Raw genomic sequence first — 19,781 nt, forward strand, 5'->3', positions numbered from 1 at the left:
ATTTTATTTCTCCCAGGTGAATGCCTTTTTTTGACCTTGTTTTTTTATTGCATTCAATAAGGCTGCTTCCAGATTTGTGTCTTCTTTTTTGCTGTGGTTTTTGATGTATCCAACACGCTTTTCGTTTAAATCCCGAATCTTTTGTTGTATATTTTTACGTTTTTTACTTTTCTCAGCGATATATTGTTTTAGTTCGGCTTTAGATTTTTCTCTAAGTGCTGCTGGAAGCTCTTCTTTAGCGACTTCTTCAACTTCGAAAGATTCATCTTCTGAAGCATCAATAAGATCCCAACTTTTGTTGTTATAAAAGGTAGAGCTTTTGCTTATGGTTCGACTAACTGCATTGGCTGCACTATATCCTCTCGCATTACTATCCTGTTCTCTCTGTAGTTCTCTTTTTTGTGCTCCTCGATTTCCATAATAAATGTATGTGTCATTAAGTTGATTATTTAACTGTAAAATAATGTCATCATAAGGAGTAACAATATGTACGGTTTGTTGATTATGATCTATTGCACTGTACTCGCCATGAGTAATGTCGGCACCGTGTTTCCACATGGTATCGATTCCTTGTCTATAGTTACCACAAAAAATAGTATTGATTGTGATATCTTTTTCCAAAGCATCAGTAGCAGCATCTGTATAATTTACCGGTCCTTGAGTAAAAGGCTCGTTTCCTGCAATAAAAATTAGTTTTAGATGATCGTTATTTTTTTTCCAATCTAATTGGTTTATCGAGGTGTTAATTACCTTACCGCAGTATTCGTTTCCACCGTTGGTTGTTAAGGCAAAAAGTTCTTTCGATATTTCATCAAGATCCTCAGAAAAAGGTAAAACTTGTCTTACAAACCCTTCTCTCGATGGGAGGCCGTCGTTTCCATATTCATAAAGTGCAATCTGTAGTTTAATTCTATTATGTTCGCATTTGGCATACGATAGTTCGTTAACTATTTCCCATAATTGTGCCTTTGCTTGGTCTATTAGTCCATCCATACTGTTACTAGTATCTAGTAATAGAGCTACTTGTATATGACGAGTATTAGGATCGGTTTTTGTAGTGTGAATCTCGTGTGTTTTTTCTTTATGAGTTATAAGTTCACTATGTTTTTTATTCTTTGCTGTACAAGACGTGTAGGTAAGCAAACTTAAAATACTACAGATCATAAATCTTTTCATCTTTTTCTTTTTTTATAATTTGGAATAAAAGTAGGTTCAACTTTTTTAGATAAAAACCTGAAATGAGTAAAATGGCAAACCGAATGAGTGAACATGGTGAATAGTTTAGTAAAGTTTCTTTTTTTACTATAAAAAGCTCCATAAAGGAGATGGCCCGAAATGAAGCATTTCATAATTCCATTTAAATAAAGTAAGTTTATCATATTGTAAGAGTAAGGGATGAAGAAGATTAGTTTGATAATAGTGGTGTTTTGGCTTTTGCCTTTTGTGGCTTTTGCTCAGAAAACCCCTGCTTCACGAGAATTGGCACGAATGAGTATCAAAGGTTCGGTAAAAGACGAACGAACCAGAGAGCCAGTGCAAGGGGCAGAAGTTACCATACTGGGAGGAAGAACTGTTACCACAGATGTTTTTGGGGACTTCAGGATAGAAGCCAGGGTTGGTGACGAACTTGTTATTAGTCATGGTAGCTTTACAACAGTACGCTATACTATTAAGGATAACCAGAGAATTGATGTTTTGGTTGAAGATTATCCTGAAGAGTCTGTAAGGATGAGTAAAAAAGCAGAGTCGAGTCAATCTATATTTGAAGATAATCTAAAAGCGGCAAAGCAATTTTTAAAGGAAGATGCAACAACAAGTATAGAATACATCACTAAAGCCTTAGAAAATCTACGTGATAATGATCCAAATGCAGATGACAAAAAAGCTAAGTTGTATGAAACGCTTGCCGATATTTATGATTACTGGAAGCAACATGATTTGGCTGAAAGTAATTATCAGATAAGCCTGAATAATAGGTATGATACTGAAGTAAAAATCAAGTTAGGAAACGCACGATTAAAAAACAAGAACTATCAGGAGGCGTTAAAGACATTCAATGAACTGCAGAGATCCAGGCTAAATTCTAATCAAAGAGTCATGATTTATGAAGGTTTGGGAGATAGTTATGTTGGATTAGAAAAGACTACTGAAGCAATTACCAATTATAATAAAGCGCTGTCATTAAGCCAACGTAAAGGACTAGATGATAAAGTGATTTTATTAAATTCAAAATTGGCTGAACTCCTGCAACAGCAAGGGAATATGTCGGACGCCGAAGAGTATTTGGACAGTTCTGTAGAACTGGCAAATCAGAAAGATAAAAAAACAGCGGCAAGACAGCGTAGCGTAGCAGCCGATTTTTACAGTAAAAGTAAAAGTTTTGACAAAGAGATACGGCTTAGAAAAGAAGCGCTTGAAGATATCGAAGAAATAGAAGAAGAGGGACAAAATGATTCTAACGCTCTATCTACAGCAGAACAAGATAAATCATTGACTCCACAAGTACAGAATTATAAAATAGCCAATGCGTTTGCTGCTCAGGAAAAATATGATGAAGCAATTACGTATTTAGATGAAAGTATTAAAGAAGCCGAGTCAAAGAATGATTTGATAGTTCAAAAAGACGCTACCCGAAAGCTAGGAGAAGTATATAGAGAAAAAGGAGAATTAAAAAAGGCATCTGAAGCTTTTGAAGAATATGAAGTAATCATTGATAAGCTATATATTCAAAAAGATCAGGAGATATCTCAAGCTGCCCGATTTAGAAGAGAGTTGGCAACCAGTGCAAATCGCATTGCAACCTTAGAAAAAGATAGAGAGCTTAGTGAAACCCGGTATGAGTTGGCTTTGGCATCTCAACAATTAGCAAACCAACAAACTATACGACAACAAATTATAATTTACTTTTTAATAGGCCTTACGATTTTACTGCTTTTTGCAGCTTATCTGATGTACCGAAACATGAAGCAACAGCGATATGCTAATAATCTTCTGGCTTTAAAGTCATTAAGATCTCAAATGAATCCTCATTTTATTTTTAATGCTTTAAATTCTGTTAACACATTTATAGCTGCTAGTGATGAACGAACAGCCAATCGATATTTGACTGATTTTTCGGTATTGATGAGAGCTGTTCTGGAAAATAGTGAACAAGATTTTATCCCGCTAGAAAAAGAAATTGAATTATTACAGGTATATGTGCAGTTAGAGCATTTTAGATTTCAGGATAAGTTTGACTACACTATAGATGTTGATCCCGAAATTAATGTATCCGAATATATGATTCCGCCCATGTTACTGCAACCTTATGTAGAAAATGCCGTGTGGCATGGCTTACGGTACAAATCAGAAAAAGGGTTATTATCTATAAAGTTTAAAAAAATTGATAGTGATAAAATAGAAATTTTGATCGCTGATAATGGTATCGGGCGCAAGAAATCACAAGATCTCAAAACTAGTAATCAGAAAATGCAAAAGTCGAGGGGGATGGGTAATATCAAAAAACGAATAGCTATACTCAATAAAATGTATAAAGATAAGGTTGATGTCTTCATTTCTGACTTAGAAGATAGTACCGAAGGAACCGAAGTAAAATTAACTCTTAAAAAAGATACCTAAGAAGAGTATTAAATTTTTGCGTATGAATTTAACTGCAATTATTGTAGACGACGAGGCAAATGGTAGAACGATCCTCAGAAATTATTTAAAAAAGTATTGTCCTTCTGTTAGTGTTTTAGGGGAAGCCGCAAGCGTGCAAGAAACCTTAGTTTTATTAAAATCATATACACCAGATATCCTATTCTTAGATGTAGAAATGCCTTATGGAAATGCCTTTGATCTCTTGGAACAGATACCTGATCGTACGTTCGAGATTGTTTTTGTTACTGCTTATGATCACTACGCCGTAGATGCTCTAAATGCTCAGGCTACATATTATTTACTAAAACCTATTGCAATAGACAATCTAATCAAAGCAGTTGATCATGTGGCTCATATAAAACAGCGAGAGGCAGACCTTCAAGATGCTGTTTTAGTGCCTAAGATAACTGTAGTCGAGGACAAAATTACCATACCTCAACAAGACGGTTTTGAGGTACTCAATATTTCTGAGATTTTGTATTGCCAGGCAGATGATAATTATACCAAGATATTTCTGGAACAAGGACAAAGATTGGTTAGTAAAACACTTAAGTATTTTGAAGACTCACTAAATACTCAAGGTTTCGCAAGAATACATAAGAGCTATTTGGTGAATGTGAATAAAATAACCAGGTATAGAAAAGGCAAGGGTGGGAGTATAGTAATTTCTTCAGGAAAAGAATTGTCAGTTTCTTCTTCCAAAAAAGGAGCGCTTTTGGACTATTTCAAATAATCTTGCGTTAAAAATCAAGCGTATTAATAGTATATGTAATGTTAGTGTTTGATGTTAAAAGACTTTGCAGCGTATAGACATTTTCATTGGTAAAAAGTTGATGAGTGCCTTTTTGCGAAGTTGTATTTAAAATATTATTAGATGCTAATATTGCTTTGGTTTGACGTGCTACGGCTTCACCAGAATCGATAATGGTAACTTTATCAGAAAGAATTTTTTCTAAGGTAGGAATGAGGTAAGGGTAATGGCTGCATCCTAGAACAAGATAATCAATGTTTTGATCTAGCATAGGGTCGAGATAAGACTTTAATAATGAAAACATTTCAGGACTGTTTATTAGTCCTGCTTCTATAAGTTCTACTAATCCGGTACCAATTACTTCGATTACTTCTATATTTCTGGCATATAGATCTGAGGTTTTGGCAAACAATTCACTGGATAATGTGCCTTTAGTAGCAAGAACCCCCACTTTTTTGGTTTTAGTATGAATTGCAGCAGGTTTAATAGCGGGTTCTATACCTATAAACGGAACATCGTAGGTGGCTCTTAATTCTTTAATGGCATTTGTAGTGGCCGTATTACAGGCCACTATAATAATTTTGCAGTTTAACTCTAAAAGTTTTTCTGTGTTTTTAATACTTAAGGCAAGAATTTCTTCTTTACTTCTTTTTCCGTATGGGGCATACTTACTATCTGCCAGATAGATGGTGTCTTCATGGGGTAATACATGAGTAATCTCTTTCCAAATAGAGGTTCCTCCAACTCCAGAATCAAATATGCCGATAGGTCGTTGTTGTGTCATTATTGCTCCAAAAGTAAAAAACAGTAAGAATAGCTTCTTACTGTTTTTTAAATTATTTTATTCAAACTATTTATTATAGTTACAGTGAATTAAAAAACTATAACATTAAAATTATCTCCTATACAATTTAAATGAGGATACTTCATCGTTCCAATTATATTCTCTTGTAAAAGGCCAAAAACCATCATTCCAAGTGTTATTTTTGAGATTTCTCCATTCTGAGGCTCTTCCAAAACTATTTAGAAATAAGGATCTTCCAGAATAATTAATATCAATAAAAAGCTCTAAATTGGCAAAACCAGAAAGTTTTATTGAAGTAATATTATCCCCCCAAATTCTTCCGTCATTTGGCATCGTGTAAAGATGTAAATTCGATACAGAATTAGAAAAAGTTTGTGAAGGACCTGTGAAATCTAAATCTCTCCAGAAAGTAACTCCATTAGGAACATAATCTTTAGTAAGAGAATTCTCAGTTTTTTTCAACGCTTTTATTGATTCTCTATATAAATTAGTTTTTTTATACTCCTTTACATTTCTAAATAAATAAAAATTATTTGAATCACCATTATTTAAAACAAAGACAACATTAGGTAATTCAAAAATTTCTTTTAATCTTTTGTTGTCTGACTCTTCAAGAACTTTTGGTTGTTCTTTGTTTGAAAAATCAATTTTCAACTTATAAATATTTCCTTCATAATGATAAGTAAATTCTTCTATTTTTTGATCAGAGGAAACAAGTGATTCGCTGACTTCATCCTTAGAACAAGAAATAATTGTAATTGATAGAATAATTAAAACAAATTTTTTCATGAGATTTAATTTTAAGGTTTTAAGATTTATTTAAGTTCTAATTTAAAATATAAATCTCGACAAAAAAATAATAATAAGTTAAATTCCTAAATCTTTCTTTACATCTGCCATAAGGTCTTTACCATCTGCCATGATTACTCCAGTTCCCGTAGTAGAATCTAATACATACTGAAATCCTTGGGCTCTGGCAACTTTCTGAATAGAAGTACGAGCTTGCTCATAAATGGGCTTCATCAATTCGATTTCTTTTTTCTGAAGATCCTTAAGTGCATTTTGTCTGTAATCATTAATGCTTTTCTCTGTAGCTTGAATTTCCTGCTGTCTTTTTAGATTTTCCTCATCAGTTTTAGTTTCGGCTTCTTGAGAATATTTCTTAATTGTATTTTGCAATTCCAAAACCATATTTCTTATTTCGGCATCATACGTTTTATTAAGTTTTTCAATTTCACTTTTAGCAGCTTTAAATGCAGGCATGGATTCTACTAGCTCCTGTGATGCGATATGCGCTACCTTTGATTGAGCGTTCACAAAACTTGATGTTCCTATTGTAAGTGCAAAAGCTATTAGTAATGTTCTAAATTGTTTCATTTGTAATTAATATTAAAGGGTGTTATAAATTTATTATTCGCTTTTCAATTATTTGGCTTTTCGTTTTCATTAATTTTATTAGAATCAGACGAAGTTCCATCTTCTTTTAATTTTTCTTTTTGTTCTTTTAGAGTATTAATAGAATCTTTTTTTCTTTTTTGTAATTCTAGTAACCTCGCTCTTCTTTCTTCAAATTCTTTCTTCTTGGCGGCTCTTATAGAGTCTCTTTCTGCTTTCCGTTCCTCGAGCAATCTTTCTCTTTCTGTTAGGTTTTGTTGAACAGCTCTCTCTCTATCACTTACTTCCTTTTCTTGCTCTACATTTCTTTTCTCAGCTCTTTCAAGAGATTTTTTCTCTTTTTTTGTAGTTAACTGCTTTCTTTTAGAAGCTCTATTTAATCTTAATAAAACCTGATCACTTATATCATATCGATCTGCAGAATATAACATTACAATATCAGCAGATTTATCAAAAATAAAATCATACTTTTTATTTTTTGCGATCTCTTGTACCGCTATAAAAACTTGATCTTGTACAGGTTGAACTAATCTTCTTTTCTGAATAAACAAATCTCCATTAGGGCCAAATCTTTTTTGTTGATATTCTAATATTTCTTTTTCTTTAAAAAAGATATCTTCTTCTCTTTCCTCAATCAATTCTTTGGTAAGCAAAACCCTTTCATTATTAAGGTCTTTACGCATTTCTTCTATGTTTTTAAGTTCAGCTTCGATCTCTACCTTCCATTTTTGTACTTTCTTTTCAAGATCTGCAGAAGCTTCATTATATTCTGCTACATTTTCTAGAATATAATCCATATCAATATAACCAATTCTAATACCTTTCTGTGCTTGAACTGAGTTCGCGAAAAATAAAAAACTGATTATTACAACTAGTAAAAGACCCTTTGTTTTCATAATTCTTTGTGTATATTGAAATAATCGTGCCAAACCTAAAACTGTTGTCCTATAATAAAGTGAGTTTCCCAACCATTTGCACCCACTGTACCAGGAATAGGATCAAATCCATACCCAAAATCTATACCCAATAGTCCAAAAGCCGGCATAAAGATACGTATTCCAGCCCCAACAGAACGATTTAACTGAAATGGATTAAACTCTCTAAAACTATCGTATGATGCTCCACCTTCTAAAAACCCTAGCATATAAATCGATGCAGCAGGTTTTAATGTAATAGGATAACGAAGCTCTAACGAATATTTATTATAAATTGTTGCACCGTCTCCATCAAAATCTTGGTTATTTGGTCTGCTTAGCGGTATTAAAGATTGGTTAGGATATCCTCTTAACGCTATAACTTCTCTACCATCAAGGGCAGTAGCTCCCAATCCATCTCCACCAAGAAAAAAACGTTCAAAAGGGATGTTTCCTCTATCATTATTGTATGCTCCAAGAAAACCATATTCTGCCCTTGTTCTAAGTACTATGGGTTGTTTACCTAGATTAAAAAGTCTGGTATACCAGGTTCCATCAAATTTAATTTTATAATACTCTAGCCATTTAAATCGCTCTTGATCTATTTCTCCAATTCTTTCATAAGCTTCGGGATTATTGGCTCCTCGGTTATTAATTATTCCGGGGTTTTCATCTTCGATTGTTCTGCGTTCTTCTTCAAGGGCACTATAATCATTACCATCCCATAGAGAGTAGGGCAATGAAAGTTTGGCAACTAAGTTAAACTCTGACCCACCAATAGGAAAAATAGGATTTACAGTGGTATTATTACGATTTAAACCTACTGTGTAGGATAAATCATTTGAAGATCCATTTCCAAAAGTAAACAATCGCGTATTATAATTTTTTAGATTATAGTTTCTAATGCTTATAGCTTGCGATAGTGTAAAATAATTATCGGGCCAATTCAATCTTTTTGCAATACCGATCGAGCCACCAGTAATGAGAAATTTTTGATCTCTTTCAACATCACGGTTTCTATTATTAAATAAAAACTGAATGGTATGTGAGAATGAGGTAGACAATTGATAAGGTCTTTTACCTCCTAACCAGGGTTCTATAAACGAAAGGCTATAGGTTTGGAAAAACCTACTGGCTTGCGCTCTTAATCTTAAGGTTTGACCATCTCCCATGGGTAAAGGGCTATACGCTTCTCCTTTAAATATGTTCTTTATCGAGAAATTATTGAAGGCCAGACCTAAGGTTCCAACGAAACCACCTCCACCAAAACCTCCCTGAAGTTCAATTTGACTAGATCCTTTTTCTACTACTGGGTAATTAATATCTATGGTTCCTGCTTGTGGATTTGCATTTTTAAATTGAGGTTCTAATGCTTCAGGGTCAAAAAAGCCTAATTGCCCAATCTCACGAACCGTTCTTACTACTAAGTCTTTGCTGTATCTCTGACCCGGTTTAGTTCGAAGAATTCTATAAACAACATGATCATTTGTTTTATCATTTCCTGTTACAGTAATATGATCAAAATAAGTGAGTTTTCCTTCGCGAATTCTTATTTCAAAATCGATAGTATCGTTATATACTTTGGTTTCGACGGCATCAATACTAGAAAAAAGATATCCATTGTTCTGATATAAATTAGTGAGATCATCCGCATCGGGTTTGGTATTGTCTGAAATCTGTTTTTCAAGAAGAATACCATTATATACGTCCCCCTTTTTAATCACTAATTGTCGTGCTAATTGCCTATCGGTGTATACACTGTTTCCCAGAAAATTTATAGTTCCAAAATAATATCTGTTACCTTCTTCTATATTCAGATTTAGTGAAACACTATTGTTGTCCTCTACAATTAGAGTATCAGAAACTATTCGAGCATCTCGATATCCTTTTTCTTTGTATTTTTTAACAATATTATCTTTATCTTCTTGATAATCTGCTTTAATATATTTTGATCTTTTCCAGAATCTGAAGCGCTTCTTTTGCTTCGTATTTTTCATTGCTCCACGAACCCTAGAATCTGAAAATTCTTCATTTCCCGTGATATTTATTTTATCAACTTTTACTCTATCACCTTTATCTATCCTTACAAGCATATTTACTTTATTGCTTGCTACGGTATCTTTTACCGGAGTAGTATTAATAACTACCTTAGTATTAAGAAAACCTTCTTTTTTATATTTATTAGAAATAAAATTACGGGTAGTAGTAATCAGATTTTCTGTAACTTTCGTTCCTTTATTTAAGCTATTATCTTTAATTAATTCTTCTGCTTTACGTTTTTTTACTCCTTCAATTCGAGTTTCATTAAGCTCAGGAACTTCCTGAATATTGATTTCGATATCGGCAACTTCACCTTCAATATTTGTGACATAAAAATTGATATCACTAAATAGCTCTAGATCCCAAAGTTTTTTGATCACTTGACTGATTTTGTCTCCTGGAAGAAAAATGCGTTCTCCTTTTCTAAGGCCGGTAAAAGTAATCACAGTACTCTCATTGTAGCTTGTAGTTCCGGTTACTTTGATCTCTCCTATAATATATTGTTTCCCGTTAGCACCAGGTATATTTTGTGCTGTAAGTGATAATGAGTTGATTAATAATGCTAATAACGTAAAATACGTGAATGGTAATTTTTTTGTCATTTCTTTAACTGAGCTGCTCACTAGTTTTTCCAAATCTTCTTTCTCTTTTTTGATAATTTAATACGGCTTCGAATAAATCTGTTTTTTTAAAATCGGGCCATAAAATTTCTGTAAAATATAATTCTGCATACGCAATCTGCCACAATAAAAAATTACTGATACGTTGTTCTCCACTGGTACGTATCAATAAGTCCACATCTGGCAGGTTTTTGGTATACAAATGCTCATTAATGACTGATTCATTTATAAGATGTGGCGAAATTACACCATTTTTAACTTTAATACTTATTTCTTGTATAGTTTTTATAAGCTCTTCTCTACTTCCGTAACTTAGGGCTAATGTAAGTGTCATATGGTCATTGGACTGTGTCTTTTCTATAACCTCAAGAAGTTCAGTTCTGGCTTTCTTGGGCAGAGATTGCAGGTTACCAATTGCGTTAAGTTTAATGTTGTTATCCTGAAGCGTTTTAATTTCTTTTTTGAGAGAACTCACCAAAAGCTTCATAAGAGTGTCCACTTCCAGCTTTGGTCTATTCCAATTCTCTGTAGAAAACGCATATAATGTAAGATATTTCACTCCAATCTCTGCACTGCTTTCTACAGCTTCTCGTACAGCTGTGGTGCCTTTTTCATGACCAACGGCTCTAAAGAACCCTTTCTTTTTGGCCCATCTGCCATTACCATCCATAATTATGGCAACATGTTTTGGAATATTAGAATTTAATTGTTTTTTATCAACCATTTTTAGAATGCACAATAACACGGTATCCTACCCCAGGTGTAAGATAATGTTATGCCGGTAAATACGTACCAGTCATTGTTATTTAAATTACCAAATCCTTCACCAAACCGAGGGTCAGGATCACTACCATCAAGATTATCTGTAAATGTATATCTAGCACCTATTTCTGCACCAATTATAAATTTTCTACCTAACGTTTTCTTAATTCCAAGAACCATAGGAATTGCAAAATTCCATTTATCGGCATAAGCTTCAATTTGATTATTAGAATCGACAGCCTGTGCACCATAATTAAATCCTGTTATACCAGTATAAAGATAAGGGGTCCACTGTGGTTTGCCGTCATAAAGAAACCAATCCCAAAAATTATATTCCATCCCTACCGATAGTTCTTTTATAGAATTATCAAAACTTAATCCTCTTTGCTCTCTTCTGTCATCTCCTTTACTATCATCTGCATTGATTTGAGCATATAGGAAAGAAGCTCTAAATGCGTGTCGCTTACTTCTGTTCCATTTTCCAATAACACCAACTGCAAAATCATTAGGAGCAATATAGTATGTTGATCCTACATCGCCAATGTAGTTGGCTCCTCCTGCTATCAATCCCACTTCATAGGTTTGTGACATTATAGATTGTACAAAAAACAGAACAATTATAAATGATGTTAAGTATCTCATAGATTTTCAAAAGTTTGCAAATATAACAATTAACTTTAGTACACAAGAATTTGAGTAAAATAGTATGAATTAAAAAACACTTTTTAGCAGATTTTATTGTTTAATTACGTTTATCTTCTCCCCAAAGCATCTTTTTGCGTAAAGTTTTTAAGAAACTATCATTTTGCAAAACTACCATATTGATTTTAAAAGGAGCCTTTTTTATAAGTACTGTTGTTTCATTTGGTAAAGTATGAATTCTGGAATCCAATGAAACCAAATACGTATCTTCTCTTCCTGAAATTTGTAACTTTATTTCCTGGTTTTCCGGCATAACAAGAGGTCGCGCATTAAGATTATGGGGTGCTATAGGGGTTAATACCATACTTTCTGCATCAGGCATTATTACAGGACCGCCACAACTCAGAGAATATCCGGTAGAACCTGTAGGTGTAGAAATAATTAAACCATCTGCCCAATAAGAAGTGAGAAACTCATCATTAAGACTGGTATGTACTGTAATCATAGAGGTTGTATTTCTTCTACTTACAGCAATCTCGTTCATGGCAAAATTAAGTACACCAAATTCTTCTGTTGCTGGTATGGTGTCGATAGTGACCAGACTTCTGGGTGAAATATGAAATTTTTTGCTTAAAATTAAATCAATACTGTCTTTAATTTCTTCTTTCTGTATTGTTGCAAGAAAACCAAGTCTTCCTGTATTAATCCCAGCAATAGGAATTCCTAAATCTCTAACATAAGTGATCGTTTTTAAAATAGTTCCATCCCCACCTATACTGAAAAACAGATCGTATGTTGTATCTAATTCTTCAAAGGTGCTAAAATGAGAATAGGATTTATCAATTTCATCATGAAGATTTATGAGCTCTAAAAAATTCTTTTCGATAACTACTTCTACATCATTTTTGTCCAGAGTTTCCAACAACTGCTGAATGTATATCCCAGAGTTTTTATGATAAAACTGACCGTATATACCGATCTTCATAATTTATTGATTTGCGTTAACGAACTAAAAAAACATACTAAATATTAAGATATTTTTCCAGATATTGAGATCTTTCTTTAAGATTAGTTAAAAATGTATCTTCATGATGCTTAGACACAATATTGTAACTATATCTTCTAAATGTTTGTACTATGTTGTTGATGTCACTATCACTAATTTTTAAGGTAATTTGAGCGACATCATTTTCCATATTAGAAATAAACAATCCTAAAACTTTTGCATTATTAGATTCTATAATCTGTGCGATTTCGCTAAAAGAATAATCCAAGATGCCTTTTTCTACGATCAAAATATTTCCTGGTTCACTAAGAAAAGGAGTTTCATTAAAAAGGTTCATTATGTCCCCAAGTTCAAAAAACCCTAAATAGTCATTATTATCATCAAGAACAGGCATAATGTTAGAGTTATTTTGGGCAAATGCTTCCAAAATATCCAACCAGTTATGATCTTTTCTGACAAAAAATCCTTCTAGAGCATATTGATAGGCTTCCAGTGTTTTATCTGTTTCAAAACACCTAATGTCTGCTTCAGACACACATCCCAGATATATTTTTTCTTTAATTACCGGGAAATGAGTATAGGTAAGTTCATTAAACAGTAATTGTGCATCTGTAACTTTTGTACCTATATCAATAGGCGCTATTTCATTAACTATGTACAAACTTGTCTTCATAATCTATTAGGAGCTATATTGTGCAAAATAATCAAAAAATATACAATCAAGGCGTTCTCAAGTTTGTATTTTTGCTTTTTTAGATAAAGACATCAAAAACTATGACAAAGTTAAGTGTTAACATAAATAAAATTGCAACTTTACGAAATTCTAGAGGAGGAAATACTCCGGATTTACTCAAAGTGGCAAAAGATATTCAAGGTTTTGGGGCAGAAGGCATTACCATACACCCCAGACCCGATGAAAGACATATCAGATACCAAGATGCTTATGATTTAAAAGCAATTGTGTATACTGAATTTAACATAGAAGGAAATCCAATACCTAAATTTATTGACTTGGTTTTATCAGTCAAACCAACTCAAGTGACTTTGGTGCCAGATGCAGAGGATGCCATTACAAGTAATGCCGGTTGGGATACAAAAAAGTATAAGGATTTCTTGGTGGATGTCATAGCAGAATTTAAGCGTAATGATATTAGAACCTCGATTTTCGTGGATCCGGTAACAAAAATAATTGAGGGTGCTGCAAAAACAGGTGCAGACAGAATAGAGTTATATACTGAAGAATTTGCGTCAGAATATGCTAAAGGCAATAAGGACGTTGTGATTCCTTATGCCAAATGTGCTCAATTGGCAATAGATCTTAAACTTGGAGTAAATGCAGGTCATGACCTCTCTTTGGATAATATTAAATTCTTCAAAGAAAATGTTCCTGGTTTATTAGAAGTTTCTATTGGTCACGCTCTTATAAGTGAGTCAATATATCTTGGATTGGAAAATGTAATTAATATGTATTTACATCGCCTTAAATAATCATTCCGTTGAAATGATTCATCATCATTTAGTTAGAATAAATGGATACGGTTATGAGCGAATTATGTCTGACAAATAATAAAATAAATAGATGACTTTACACGCTAATGTTTTTGGAGAGGGACAGCCTTTTATAATCCTCCACGGTTTTTTGGGAATGGGTGATAATTGGAAAACTTTGGGGAAAAAGATCGCAGAACAAGATTTTCAGGTTCATTTGTTGGATCAGCGTAATCATGGAAGAAGTTTTCATAGCGATATTTTTAATTATGAAATGATGGTTCAGGACTTGATGACGTATTGTAATGAATTCAATCTAAATGAGATCAATCTTCTAGGGCATTCCATGGGTGGTAAAACGGCAATGCTTTTTGCAGCCAGATACCCAGAAATGGTCAAAAAATTAATGATTGCAGATATAGCTCCCAAATATTACCCCCCGCACCATCAGGATATTTTGGATGGATTGAGTACTCTGGATTTTGAAACTTTAAAATCTCGAGGAGAAGTTGACGCAGCATTAAGTCTATATGTACCTGATATGGGCGTTAGAATGTTTTTGTTGAAAAATCTCTACTGGAGGGAAAAAGGAGTACTCGGGTTACGAATCAATCTTAGGGCACTGGTTAAAAATGTTTCAGAAATTGGTATAGAATTACCTCAAGATTTGAGTTTTAGTGGAGATACATTGTTTCTGAAAGGAGAAAAATCAAACTATATCCTTGAGGATGATAAGGTTAGAATAATTAGTCAATTTCCAAAAGCCACAATCAAAGAAATTTCCAAAGCCGGACACTGGTTGCATGCCGAAAATCCAAATGATTTTTTGACCAATGTATTAGAATTTGTCAAAAAATAGATAAAAAATATTATGCATACATAATATTTTATTCATTTCGTTGGATAATTGGTATTTTCTATTAAATTTGGAACTTCAATTTTCAAAATCCTAAAAAACAAACAATTCTAATTAATTATGAGAAAACTTTTATTATTAGTTCTATTCGTCGCGGTGACTATGGTTACGTATGCAGGTGGATATAGAGTTAGTGTGCAGGGACAGAGGGCGATGGCCATGGGGCACACTGGGGTAGCCGTTGTGAATAGTGCCGAGCTTGTCTTCTTTAATCCGGCAGGTCTTGTTTATTTAGAAAGTAAACTAAATGTAAGTGTTGGAGCGAGCGGTATTTTTACGGATGTTATATTTCAAAACGAAGAATTAGGAATTTCTGCAGAAACTGATAACTCTGTGGGTACCCCTATAAGCTTATATGCTTCATATCAAGTAACCGAATGGATGTCTGTTGGTCTTGGTGTATATACGCCTTATGGTAGTGAAGTAACCTGGCCAACAGACTGGGCTGGATCACAATTAGTGAACAATATTGATTTGGCAGCGATCTATGTACAGCCGGTTGTGTCGTTCAAGCTTTCAGATCATTTTAGTATAGGTGGAGGACCTATATTTGTTACTGGTTCAGTAAACTTTAACCGTAATGCGACCAGAACAACAACCGATATCGACGGAAATAGATCGAATATTACAGTAGATGATTCTGGTGTAACGAATTGGGGATGGAGCATTGGCGCCATGGTAAATCTTACCGAGGATCTTCATGTTGGTTTTAGCTACCGTAGCGAAATTATTTTGGAGTCTGAAGATGGCGAAGCTACTTTTGCTAATTTTCCGAATTCTCCTGCTGCTCCTTCAAACGGGACTACCTCGTTTAGAGCAGAGTTACCACTGCCGGCAGAGTTAACGGTTGGATTGTCTTATGAATACGAAAAATGGTTGTTTGCCTTTGATTATAACAGACAATATTGGGATGTATATGAATCCTTAGATATAACATTTGGTAATGGTCAAACTTCTATAAATCCGCGTAATTACAAAAACTCTTCGGTGTACCGTTTTGGTTTACAATACCAGGCCACAGAAAAAATTGCGCTTAGAGCTGGATACTACCATGATGAAACTCCTGTTCAGCCTGGTTTCTTTGCTCCGGAAACACCCCGTAACGATTCAGATGGATTTTCTGGTGGTTTAAGCTTTGCCGTAACACCTAAGCTGGCGATTGATGCCTCTTTCTTCTATTTAAGATTTGAAGAAATCGATGCGTCTTACGACTTTGGTTCTGGCTCTACGGGAGCTCAAGAAACTTTTAGGGGGACTTATAAATCAAGCGCATTTGCGCCAGGACTTGGTTTAACTTATAAAATGTAATTAATGATGATAAAGAAAAATATAAAATATTTAGCAGTTCTGGCACTTGGATTAATAGCTTGCGAACCAGAATTTGATAATCCAATTGAAGATGCGGGAACCTATTCTAGTGGAGAAGCAGATTTTAGCAATTATGTTGCGTTGGGTAATTCACTAACTGCGGGATTTGCCGACGGAGCATTATACATAACAGGACAAGAAAATTCTTTTCCCAATATACTATCGACAAGATTTGCTTTTGCTGGAGGGGGTGAGTTTACACAACCATTAATGGCTGATAATGTTGGTGGATTTGCTGGTAATACAGATAACTTCCCACCAAGACTTGTTTTGTCATTTGATACAGAGGGTAATCCTGGACCTGCCAGATATACTGGTGATGCACCATCTACAGATATTACAGCAAACCTAGGAGGTTCTTTCAACAATATGGGGATTCCTGGAGCTAGAGTGTATCATTTGGTTTCTGCAGCGGCTGGGTATGGTAATCCTGCTGGGTTAGCAACCGACCCCCCTACCTCAAATCCATATTTTGCTCGGTTTGCATCCTCACCTAATGCAGCAGTTATTGATGATGCGGTAGCTCAAAACCCTACGTTTTTTAGTTTATGGATAGGAAACAATGATATTCTGGGATATGCCACTTCTGGTGGAGTAGGCGTGGATCATAATGAAACAGGTAATCTTGTACCTTCTACTTATTCTGGGAACGATATTACGAATAACCTGGTTTTTGCTGGAGCCTATACTGAGCTAGTTACTAAGCTCTCTGCCAATGGTACGGAGGGTGTTTTGTTAAATTTACCTGATGTGACTTCGCTGCCATTTTTTACTACAGTACCTTTTGCACCTTTAAGCCCATTAGACCCTAATTTTGGTCCTCAAATACCGGATTTAAATGAATTATACGCCGGGTTAAATCTTGCATTTGCCGCTTTGGGAGTTCCAGAAAGATCTGTTGAGTTTTCAATTACTGCGGCTAGTCCTGTTGTGGTTAAAGATGAATCACTTACCGATATCACTGGTAATCTAGCCACTGTCTTGGCAGGAACATTTGGCCCTCTTGCGCCTGTAATTGCGGCACAGTATGGACAAGCTAGGCCTGCTACTGCAGCTGATTTATTGGTGCTTACAAGCTCAGGTATAATAGGACAGGTTAATACAGATAGGTTAGCCGAGTTGGTAAGTTTAGGAGTGCCACAAGATCAAGCAGGCCAATTATCGGTAAATGGTGTTACATTTCCTTTAGAAGATCAATATATTTTAACACCAGCAGAGCAAGCTTCAGTAGAAAGTGCGCGATTATCGTATAATGCAACCATCGAAGCTCTTGCTACAGCAAATAATTTAGCTTTTTACGATGTTGCTGCTGATCTATCACAGGCTGCCAATGGAGGTATAGCATTTGACGGAGGGGTAATTACTTCTCAATTTGTTACTGGTGGTGGTTTTTCTCTAGATGGGGTGCATCCTACACCAAGGGGTCACGCCTTAGTAACCAATGGCATTTTAGATGCAATAGAGGCTACGTATGGAACGAGTTTACCAAGGGTTAATGTGGCTGATTATGGTACGATCACTCTAAGTAACGAAGTAAACTAAAAAGAAATTATTTATTCTATAATAAATTAGGAAACCTGCTATCATTGATTAGCAGGTTTTTTTTATCTTATGTGAAAATACAAACAAATATGAAATTTATTTTAAAGTTGATATTAAATGCTGTGGCAGTTCTTGTTTTAGCCGAGATACTGCCAGGTGCAGCTGTTAGTAATTATCTAAGTGCTTTAATTGTAGCTATAGTTTTAGCAATTTTAAATGCTATCGTAAAGCCAATTTTGGTAATATTGACCTTACCAGTAACGATAGTTACTCTAGGATTGTTTCTTTTAGTCATTAACGCTGCGATTATTTTATTAGCCGATTATTTTATAACAGGATTTAGCGTTCGAGGATGGTTTTGGGCATTGATATTTAGTGTGTTGCTATCGGTATTTCAATCCATACTACATTCTATTTTGGCTAAAGATAAAAGTTAACTGTTTTTCAAGGAGTTAAAAATTTGTTGGAACATAAAAAAGTATTACTTTTGCAACCCAATTTTTAGTAGTAAACGTAGTAGATCATGAATATTTCAAAAGAGCAATTAGACGATTTAAATGCTGTAGTAACTGTAGATATCGCGAAAGAAGATTATAGCGATAAAGTTGATAAAATTCTTAAAGATTATCGCAAAAATGCAAACATTCCTGGTTTCAGAAAAGGTCATGTTCCCATGGGGCTTGTTAAGAAACAATATGGAAAAGCAGTTCTTGTAGATGAAGTTAACAAACTCTTGCAGGATGCATTAAACAAATATCTTACAGAAGAAAAACTTGATGTTTTAGGAAATCCATTACCTAAAGAACAAGAAAACTTTAACTGGGATGCAGATAATTATTCTTTTGAATTCGAACTTGGGTTGGCGCCAAAATTTGAGGTGAAGCTTAATGGAAAAAAAGCGATAACACATTATAAGATTATTGCAAACGATGAGATGATTGATAATCAGATCAAAACCATTCAGAAACAATATGGTAAATTAGTACCAAAAGATACGGCTGAAAAAGAAGACCTGATAGCAGGTACCTTTGTTAATGAAGAAAAAGAAATCAATAATACTACTACTGTTGCTCTTGAAAAGATTAAAGGGAAGAAAAACCATGATAAGTTTATCGGTGCCAAAGTAGGGGATGTTATTACTTTAAAAACTAAGGGATTATTTAATGATGATCACGATCTAATTGGTGCTTTGAAAATAGACCATGATGCTGCTCATGATTTAGATACTGAAGTTACTTTCACTATTTCTGAAATTAATAAACAAGAACTTGCAGATTTGGATCAGGAATTGTTTGACAAACTTTATGGACCAGGTAATGTAAAGACGGTTACTGAGTTAAGAGATAGAATTAAGCAGGATGCAGAAAGTCAGTTTGTACAACAGTCTGATCAGCAACTGCTAAACGCTATTACTGAGACAATACTAGAGAACACCAAATTTGATTTACCTGTAGAGTTCTTACAAAAATGGATTCAAGCCACAGGTGAGCAACCTTTATCAGAGGATGAGGCCAAAGATGAATATGAAAAAAGTGAAAAAGGATTACGATATCAGCTCATAGAAGGAAAAATTATAAATGACAATAACCTTCAGGTAACTTTTGAAGAGCTTAAAGGTTTTGCAAAAGATTTAATTAAAGGGCAAATGGCTCAATTTGGACAAAATTCTCCTGAAGATAAAGAACTAGAGGAGATTGCTGCCAGAATACTTTCAAATCAGGACGAAGTTAAAAGAATGTCTGAACAATTGATGAGTCAAAAATTGTTAAATTATTATAAAGAGAACGCTAAACTGAAAACAAAAGAGGTTAGCTTTGACGAATTCATAAAAGAAGTTTACAAATAGTAAATGTTGTAATTTACTAAGGAATTTATACTTATATTTAAGGCGTT

Annotated in this window: 18 protein-coding genes; 8 read left to right on the forward strand and 10 right to left on the reverse strand. The window is 34.2% G+C overall.

Annotated elements, in window-relative coordinates:
- Positions 1 to 3: 3 nt before the first annotated feature.
- The gene (locus tag ACFSJT_RS19835; protein WP_378322095.1) at positions 4 to 1,176 is read right to left on the reverse strand and encodes a VWA domain-containing protein; all 1,173 of its coding nucleotides are present in this window, start codon (positions 1,174 to 1,176) and stop codon (positions 4 to 6) included.
- Between the two features lie 219 nt (positions 1,177 to 1,395).
- On the opposite strand from ACFSJT_RS19835, the gene ACFSJT_RS19840 reads away from it, so the two are divergent.
- Positions 1,396 to 3,618 carry a histidine kinase gene (locus ACFSJT_RS19840; protein ID WP_378322096.1) on the forward strand — a complete coding sequence of 741 codons (2,223 nt, stop codon included), beginning with the start codon at positions 1,396 to 1,398 and terminating at the stop codon, positions 3,616 to 3,618.
- 22 nt (positions 3,619 to 3,640) lie between these two features.
- Complete coding sequence (locus ACFSJT_RS19845) at positions 3,641 to 4,372, forward strand: LytR/AlgR family response regulator transcription factor (RefSeq protein ID WP_378322098.1); 732 nt, start codon at positions 3,641 to 3,643, stop codon at positions 4,370 to 4,372.
- Between the two features lie 7 nt (positions 4,373 to 4,379).
- Here ACFSJT_RS19845 and murI read toward each other — a convergent pair whose 3' ends face one another.
- From murI to ACFSJT_RS19890, 9 genes are all read right to left on the reverse strand, one after another.
- Positions 4,380 to 5,174, reverse strand: a complete 795-nt coding sequence (gene murI, locus ACFSJT_RS19850; protein ID WP_378322099.1) for a glutamate racemase — start codon at positions 5,172 to 5,174, stop codon at positions 4,380 to 4,382.
- Between the two features lie 111 nt (positions 5,175 to 5,285).
- The gene (locus tag ACFSJT_RS19855) at positions 5,286 to 5,984 is read right to left on the reverse strand and encodes a hypothetical protein (RefSeq protein WP_378322100.1); all 699 of its coding nucleotides are present in this window, start codon (positions 5,982 to 5,984) and stop codon (positions 5,286 to 5,288) included.
- A gap of 78 nt (positions 5,985 to 6,062) precedes the next feature.
- Positions 6,063 to 6,572 (reverse strand): OmpH/Skp family outer membrane protein, encoded by a 510-nt coding sequence (locus tag ACFSJT_RS19860; protein ID WP_378322101.1) that lies wholly within the window; start codon positions 6,570 to 6,572, stop codon positions 6,063 to 6,065.
- Positions 6,573 to 6,616: 44 nt separating this feature from the next.
- The gene (locus ACFSJT_RS19865; RefSeq protein WP_378322102.1) at positions 6,617 to 7,486 is read right to left on the reverse strand and encodes an OmpH/Skp family outer membrane protein; all 870 of its coding nucleotides are present in this window, start codon (positions 7,484 to 7,486) and stop codon (positions 6,617 to 6,619) included.
- 35 nt (positions 7,487 to 7,521) lie between these two features.
- Positions 7,522 to 10,146: a BamA/OMP85 family outer membrane protein gene (locus tag ACFSJT_RS19870; protein WP_378322103.1), complete on the reverse strand. Its 2,625-nt coding sequence runs from the start codon at positions 10,144 to 10,146 to the stop codon at positions 7,522 to 7,524.
- A gap of 4 nt (positions 10,147 to 10,150) precedes the next feature.
- A complete protein-coding gene (locus tag ACFSJT_RS19875) occupies positions 10,151 to 10,888 on the reverse strand; it encodes an isoprenyl transferase (RefSeq protein ID WP_378322104.1) in 738 nt (245 codons plus the stop codon).
- Positions 10,889 to 10,890: 2 nt separating this feature from the next.
- Positions 10,891 to 11,568: a type IX secretion system protein PorG gene (porG, locus tag ACFSJT_RS19880; protein WP_378322105.1), complete on the reverse strand. Its 678-nt coding sequence runs from the start codon at positions 11,566 to 11,568 to the stop codon at positions 10,891 to 10,893.
- 100 nt (positions 11,569 to 11,668) lie between these two features.
- The gene (locus tag ACFSJT_RS19885; protein WP_378322107.1) at positions 11,669 to 12,553 is read right to left on the reverse strand and encodes an NAD kinase; all 885 of its coding nucleotides are present in this window, start codon (positions 12,551 to 12,553) and stop codon (positions 11,669 to 11,671) included.
- A 37-nt stretch (positions 12,554 to 12,590) separates the two neighbouring features.
- The gene (locus ACFSJT_RS19890) at positions 12,591 to 13,247 is read right to left on the reverse strand and encodes a CBS domain-containing protein (protein ID WP_378322108.1); all 657 of its coding nucleotides are present in this window, start codon (positions 13,245 to 13,247) and stop codon (positions 12,591 to 12,593) included.
- A 101-nt stretch (positions 13,248 to 13,348) separates the two neighbouring features.
- On the opposite strand from ACFSJT_RS19890, the gene ACFSJT_RS19895 reads away from it, so the two are divergent.
- The 6 genes from ACFSJT_RS19895 to tig all read left to right on the forward strand — a co-directional run bounded on the left by ACFSJT_RS19895 (position 13,349) and on the right by tig (position 19,734).
- Positions 13,349 to 14,062 carry a pyridoxine 5'-phosphate synthase gene (locus ACFSJT_RS19895; protein WP_378322109.1) on the forward strand — a complete coding sequence of 238 codons (714 nt, stop codon included), beginning with the start codon at positions 13,349 to 13,351 and terminating at the stop codon, positions 14,060 to 14,062.
- 91 nt (positions 14,063 to 14,153) lie between these two features.
- Complete coding sequence (locus ACFSJT_RS19900; protein ID WP_378322110.1) at positions 14,154 to 14,921, forward strand: alpha/beta fold hydrolase; 768 nt, start codon at positions 14,154 to 14,156, stop codon at positions 14,919 to 14,921.
- A gap of 117 nt (positions 14,922 to 15,038) precedes the next feature.
- Complete coding sequence (locus ACFSJT_RS19905; protein WP_378322111.1) at positions 15,039 to 16,286, forward strand: OmpP1/FadL family transporter; 1,248 nt, start codon at positions 15,039 to 15,041, stop codon at positions 16,284 to 16,286.
- Between the two features lie 3 nt (positions 16,287 to 16,289).
- Positions 16,290 to 17,888, forward strand: coding sequence for a G-D-S-L family lipolytic protein (locus tag ACFSJT_RS19910; protein WP_378322112.1), 1,599 nt, complete (start codon positions 16,290 to 16,292; stop codon positions 17,886 to 17,888).
- An 89-nt stretch (positions 17,889 to 17,977) separates the two neighbouring features.
- A complete protein-coding gene (locus ACFSJT_RS19915; RefSeq protein ID WP_378322113.1) occupies positions 17,978 to 18,325 on the forward strand; it encodes a phage holin family protein in 348 nt (115 codons plus the stop codon).
- An 86-nt stretch (positions 18,326 to 18,411) separates the two neighbouring features.
- Positions 18,412 to 19,734, forward strand: a complete 1,323-nt coding sequence (tig, locus tag ACFSJT_RS19920; protein WP_378322114.1) for a trigger factor — start codon at positions 18,412 to 18,414, stop codon at positions 19,732 to 19,734.
- The last annotated feature ends 47 nt before the right edge of the window (positions 19,735 to 19,781 follow it).

The organism is Aquimarina celericrescens, from assembly GCF_042682765.1.
In the GTDB taxonomy this organism is placed as follows: domain Bacteria; phylum Bacteroidota; class Bacteroidia; order Flavobacteriales; family Flavobacteriaceae; genus Aquimarina; species Aquimarina celericrescens.